Origin of the sequence: Vibrio sp. V19_P1S1T109, assembly GCF_002241375.1 — a bacterium.
In the GTDB taxonomy this organism is placed as follows: Bacteria; Pseudomonadota; Gammaproteobacteria; order Enterobacterales; family Vibrionaceae; genus Vibrio; species Vibrio anguillarum.
Genome location: NZ_NDIM01000300.1, coordinates 1 through 5,032, shown reverse-complemented (window position 1 = coordinate 5,032; position 5,032 = coordinate 1). Strand labels below are relative to the sequence as shown.

Annotated in this window: 6 protein-coding genes; 4 read left to right on the top strand and 2 right to left on the bottom strand. The window is 44.4% G+C overall.

The window, feature by feature from the left end; genetic code table 11:
- The first annotated feature begins 113 nt into the window (after positions 1-113).
- The 4 genes from pspA to B9J87_RS14620 are packed head-to-tail and all read left to right on the top strand — an operon-like array spanning position 114 to position 2,058.
- The gene (pspA, locus tag B9J87_RS14635) at positions 114-782 is read left to right on the top strand and encodes a phage shock protein PspA (RefSeq protein ID WP_026027628.1); all 669 of its coding nucleotides are present in this window, start codon (positions 114-116) and stop codon (positions 780-782) included.
- Positions 783-797: 15 nt separating this feature from the next.
- Positions 798-1,031 carry an envelope stress response membrane protein PspB gene (gene pspB, locus B9J87_RS14630; protein WP_026027627.1) on the top strand — a complete coding sequence of 78 codons (234 nt, stop codon included), beginning with the start codon at positions 798-800 and terminating at the stop codon, positions 1,029-1,031.
- Complete coding sequence (gene pspC, locus B9J87_RS14625; RefSeq protein ID WP_013857036.1) at positions 1,024-1,413, top strand: envelope stress response membrane protein PspC; 390 nt, start codon at positions 1,024-1,026, stop codon at positions 1,411-1,413. The genes pspB and pspC overlap by 8 nt, the downstream gene beginning before the upstream one ends.
- Positions 1,414-1,467: 54 nt before the next feature.
- Positions 1,468-2,058 carry a DNA-3-methyladenine glycosylase I gene (locus B9J87_RS14620; protein ID WP_013857035.1) on the top strand — a complete coding sequence of 197 codons (591 nt, stop codon included), beginning with the start codon at positions 1,468-1,470 and terminating at the stop codon, positions 2,056-2,058.
- Between the two features lie 68 nt (positions 2,059-2,126).
- On the opposite strand, the gene B9J87_RS14615 is transcribed toward B9J87_RS14620, so the two are convergent.
- The gene (locus B9J87_RS14615) at positions 2,127-3,323 is read right to left on the bottom strand and encodes a cystathionine beta-lyase (protein WP_094151486.1); all 1,197 of its coding nucleotides are present in this window, start codon (positions 3,321-3,323) and stop codon (positions 2,127-2,129) included.
- 80 nt (positions 3,324-3,403) lie between these two features.
- Complete coding sequence (gene cls, locus B9J87_RS14610) at positions 3,404-4,858, bottom strand: cardiolipin synthase (RefSeq protein ID WP_094151483.1); 1,455 nt, start codon at positions 4,856-4,858, stop codon at positions 3,404-3,406.
- Positions 4,859-5,032 lie beyond the last annotated feature (174 nt).

Here is a 5,032-nt window from a genome sequence, read left to right as displayed (position 1 = left end):
GATTTATATATGGCATGAAACTTGGTTATCTCTTCTCGTCTTAACGTTTTGAGCGATTTAAAATAGCTCACCAATAACTACATCGTCATGAACAACTAATCAGGAGATTGAACATGGGTATTTTTTCTCGTTTTGCCGATATCGTAAACTCGAATATCAGTGCACTGTTAGATAAAGCGGAAGATCCTGAAAAGATGATCCGCTTAATCATCCAAGAGATGGAAGACACCTTGGTGGAAGTACGCACCAATTCGGCCAAAGCTATTGCGGATAAGAAAGAGCTCGCGCGTAAAGTGGATTCTATGGCCTCTCATATTGAAGATTGGCAACAGAAAGCGACCTTGGCGCTTGCTAAACAGCGTGAAGATCTCGCTCGCGCTGCTTTAATTGAAAAAAAGAAATTGCAAGAAATGCAGAAAGGCTTGCACACTGAACAAACCTTGGTAGAAGAAACTATCGATAAATTGACTGGGGAAATCGGTAAGTTAGAGGCCAAAATTGCCGAAACACGGGTGAAGCAACAAGCTTTGGCACTTCGTAGCCAAACTGCGCACAACCGTCGTGATGTGCAACGTCATTTGCATACTAGCCGTACTGATGAAGCGATGGCGAAGTTTGAGCAGTACTCGCGTAAAGTCGATGAACTTGAAGCTGAAGCCGATCTCTACGCTATGTCCGGTAACGCTAAGTCACTCGACCAAGAATTTGCTGAACTTCAAGCGCAAGATGAAATTGAACAAGAGCTAGCAAAACTGAAACAACAAATGGACAAAAACCAATAACGAGGAGTGGCATATATGTCATCATTTTTTATCGCAGGTCCACTGATTGTCTTTTTGATTTTTGTTGCACCGATATGGCTTTTTCTGCATTACAGAGGTAAACGACATAGCAGCAACTCATTGTCACAAGAGGATTTAGAGCGGATCAAAGCGTTATCTGAAAAAGCGGAAAAACTGCAAAGCCGTGTTGAAACCCTTGAACGCATCTTAGATGCTGAATCACCGACTTGGAGGCAAAATCATGGCTAGCCGAGAACTCTATAAAGATCCGGTCAATGGCAAAATAGCTGGCGTATGCGCTGGGCTTGCTAATTATCTTGGGTTAGAAGTTTGGTTGGTGCGTATATTGGTCATCTCGGCTGCACTACTCGGTGGTGGTTTTTTAGTGCTTTTAGCTTATATGGCTTTGATGCTGATGTTAGAAAAGCAGCCTACTCAGTATGTTGAAACGCTAAAAGCCCAACGCGAACATACATTGAAGAATAAGCCTTGGGAGCAAGGACAAACCGCCGAAGCTTTGCTGGCGACATTGGATCAAGATTTAACTCGAGTGGATCAGAAAATCCGTAAAATGGAGGCTTATGTCACCTCTGAAGCATTTAAAGTCAATCGTGAGTTTAATCAGCTTTAAAAAGTAAAGCTAGGCACGTAGATTTGCAGTGTCATTGTTCAACTGACACCGCAAATGAAGGTAAGGGTAAGGAAACAAAAAATGAAGCATCATACAGAAATGACTTGTGCATGGGCGATGAATCACCCTTTAGAGCGCGATTATCACGATAATGAGTGGGGCATTCCCGTTTACGATGATGTCAAGTTGTTCGAATTTTTGACGTTAGAAGGTGCGCAAGCTGGGCTGAGCTGGATTACGATTTTGAAAAAGCGCGAAGGTTATCGCTTAGCCTTTGACGGTTATGATCTTGAAAAACTGGCTCAGTACGACGAAACGCGGGCACCTTACATTATCGAACATTTCGATGTGGTGAAGCACAAAGGAAAAATTGCCTCTGTCTATTCCAATGCACGAGCTGCTTTACTGTTGCAGCAAGAGTATGGTTCCTTATCCAAAGCATTGTGGCAGTTTGTGGATGGTCAACCAGTGCTCAATCATTGGCAGCAGATGAGTGATATCCCTACATCGACGCCCACGTCTAAGGCGATGAGCCAATTTCTAAAGAAAAAAGGCTTCAAGTTTATTGGCGAAACGATTTGTTATGCTTTTATGCAGGCGGTGGGTATGGTGAACGATCATTTGGCTGATTGCCCCAAGCGTTAATTTTTCAGGGTAACCTAATATGCAAAAGACCGCTGAAGATTCAGCGGCCTTTTGTTCTTCCGCTCATATTATGCACGCAGAGCAAGCTGTGCACTGTAGCGTTCTAATCCCGCTTTTAGATCAGCGATCAGATCGTCTACATCTTCAAGACCAATATGCACTCGAATCAGTGTACCTGCAAAGTGCGGGTGTGCGACGGTTCTTAAACTATCAAAGCTTTTGGGTTCATTAGCTAAAATCAGGCTTTCAAACCCACCCCATGAAAAGCCCATACTAAAATGTTGCATGCCATCGAGCAAAGCCGTCGTAGCTTTTATATCACTGCTCTTTAATACAAATGAAAACAGCCCGTTACCACCAGTGAAATCACGCTGATAAAACTCATGTCCAGGACAAGTCTCTAGCGCAGGATGGCGAACATGATCCACTTCAGGTTGTTCTGCTAACCAGTGCGCAATGGCTAAGCTATTTTGAGCATGTTGACGTAAGCGAACATCTAACGTTCTTAGCCCTCGTAGCCCTAAATAAGCGTCATCAGGTGAGACACATTGTCCCATCAAATAGCTTTGCTCTCGCAATTGATCCCAGCATTTTTCATTGGCAATCGCTGTTCCTAACATCACGTCTGAGTGGCCAACAATGTATTTCGTCGCCGCTTGGATCGAAATATCAACACCATGTTCAAAAGGTGAAAAGTTCACGCCCGCCGCCCAAGTGTTATCCAGCATGACAATGATGTTATGTTCATGTGCAACCCGCGATAAGGTCGGGATATCTTGCACTTCCATCGTGATCGAGCCGGGTGATTCAGTGAACAACACTTTGGTATTGGGTTGGATCAAAGCTCGGATCCCTTCACCTATGGTCGGTGGGTAGTAGGCCGTTTCTATGCCCATTTTTTTCATGATTTTTTCACAAAAATCACGAGTAGGTTCATAGCAAGTGTCGACCATCAGAATATGGTCACCCGTTTGCACAAAGGAAAGAATACTATTGGCAATGGCGGCCGCACCGCAAGGGAAAAGCGCGCAACCGACGCCACCTTCAATTTCCACCATTGCTTCTTGGAACGCAAAGTGCGTATGAGTACCACGGCGTCCATAAAAGAGTGTTTTATTAGCCCGATTGACAGTCGCATGATTTTTTTCAGCCACACTATCAAATACAACGGTAGAGGCGCGCTGAATAGGTGGGTTGACAACGCCATTGGTCCACTTTTTACTACGACCCGCATTGACCAACAGTGTTTTTTTACCTTCTGACATCCGAAATCCTTGTCTGGGAGAGAGTTCGTTATTTAAAACATGGAGTTGCCTAGCTTGGCAACCCCAGTCAGATAAAAAGTTTATAGCAGAGGGTTAAACAAATAGAACAATCGTTCAAAAAACCTATGATACAGTGGGCGTTGCTCCCATATTGGTAGCTCAACCAAGTCAGATTGTTCTATATAGTGTTGCTGTAGCCAGTTCATTTCCTGAGTGAAAGATTGGTCTTCAATCGCGAGCGTGACTTCAAAATTGAGCCATAAGCTGCGCATGTCGATATTCACCGTACCGACAAGACAGAACTGGTTATCGATCACGACTGATTTCGTGTGCAGCAAACCACCGTAGAATTCGTATATTTTCACCCCTGCTTCAAGTAGCTCGCCATAGAATGCGCGAGATGCCCATTTGACCATCAATGAGTCATTTTTATGTGGAATAATGATCTCAACATTGATACCGCGCTGAGCGGTCATTTTTAGCGTTGCTAATAGGTCTGCACTAGGAACAAAGTAAGGGGTAGTGATCCTAACGGATTGGTTTGACTGATTAATCGCCAGTGTTAACACTTGAGAGATTAAGTTTTCTGGCATACCAGGGCCTGAGGGGACAACCTGTACTGGATGATGGGGCTGATCTGGAGCGATAGTACATTCTGGTTGTGCTGGCAACATGCGTATTCCTGTTTCCACCTCCCAGTCCCAGCAATGTACTGCGGACAGCACATTGACCGCAGGCCCGGTAATACGAACCATAATATCGACCCATTGACCCACACCGGAGTTTTGCTTGAAATAGGCCGGGTCAACCAAATTCATCGAGCCTGTGTAGGCAATTTTATCGTCGATAACAATAATTTTACGATGTTGGCGTAGGTCTAAGCGGCGTAAGAACATCCGCCACGGGCTCACTTCTAACGCTTGGACGACTTCAACTCCTGCGTCTTTCATCATGGTATACCAATGACTTTTGAAGAAGCGGGGGCTCCCTGCGGAATCAAGCAGCAGCTTAACGTGCACACCTCGTTTGGCCGCTTGGATCAGAGCTGACGCAACCGAATCCGCCAATCCACCTGGGTGCCAAATATAAAATACCATTTGGATGCTAGTGTGAGCTTGTTCGATGTCGGCAATGATGGAATGCAGAATTTCGTTAGGGGAGGTTTGCAGTGATAACGTATTACCACTTAAGGCCGGAATCCCCATACGGTGGTTACACAGTTCATCAATTTTATAAATTTGAGCACCCATTCCCTCAGGGGCATGAGCTTGGCAATCGTTAAGCTGTCTAAACCAATCACCAAATGGAGCAAACATTTCCTTCGCACGCTCTGCACGCTTGCGCCCTAAATTTAGCTCACCAAAAAGAAAGTAGCAGATCACTCCCACAATCGGAATGATATAAATCACCATCAGCCAAGCCAGAGAAACACTCACCGCTCGGCGTTTCAATACAACGCGTAGCGTGACTGCGGCGACCAAAAACCAATAGAGTGCGATGCCTGCTAAAGTAAGAACGTGGTAAACCTTGTCCATGCCATTAATCTTGTCGATAGAATAAGTCACGATAGTAAAGGGAAAGGGAAAAGTAAGGAAGTTTATCGCGTGAATAATATGAAAATAGTAACAGATGAATCGTGTTACTAAAGTGATCATAGCAGTTTAAAAAAATGATCTGAGGATAAAAAAGCAACAATTGAACTATAAAAC

Coding starts and splice junctions, on each gene's coding strand:
- cls (WP_094151483.1), bottom strand. CDS start 4,858: ATGGACAAGGTTTACCACGTTCTTACTTTAGCAGGCATCGCACTCTAT.
- pspC (WP_013857036.1), top strand. CDS start 1,024: ATGGCTAGCCGAGAACTCTATAAAGATCCGGTCAATGGCAAAATAGCT.
- pspA (WP_026027628.1), top strand. CDS start 114: ATGGGTATTTTTTCTCGTTTTGCCGATATCGTAAACTCGAATATCAGT.
- pspB (WP_026027627.1), top strand. CDS start 798: ATGTCATCATTTTTTATCGCAGGTCCACTGATTGTCTTTTTGATTTTT.
- B9J87_RS14615 (WP_094151486.1), bottom strand. CDS start 3,323: ATGTCAGAAGGTAAAAAAACACTGTTGGTCAATGCGGGTCGTAGTAAA.
- B9J87_RS14620 (WP_013857035.1), top strand. CDS start 1,468: ATGAAGGTAAGGGTAAGGAAACAAAAAATGAAGCATCATACAGAAATG.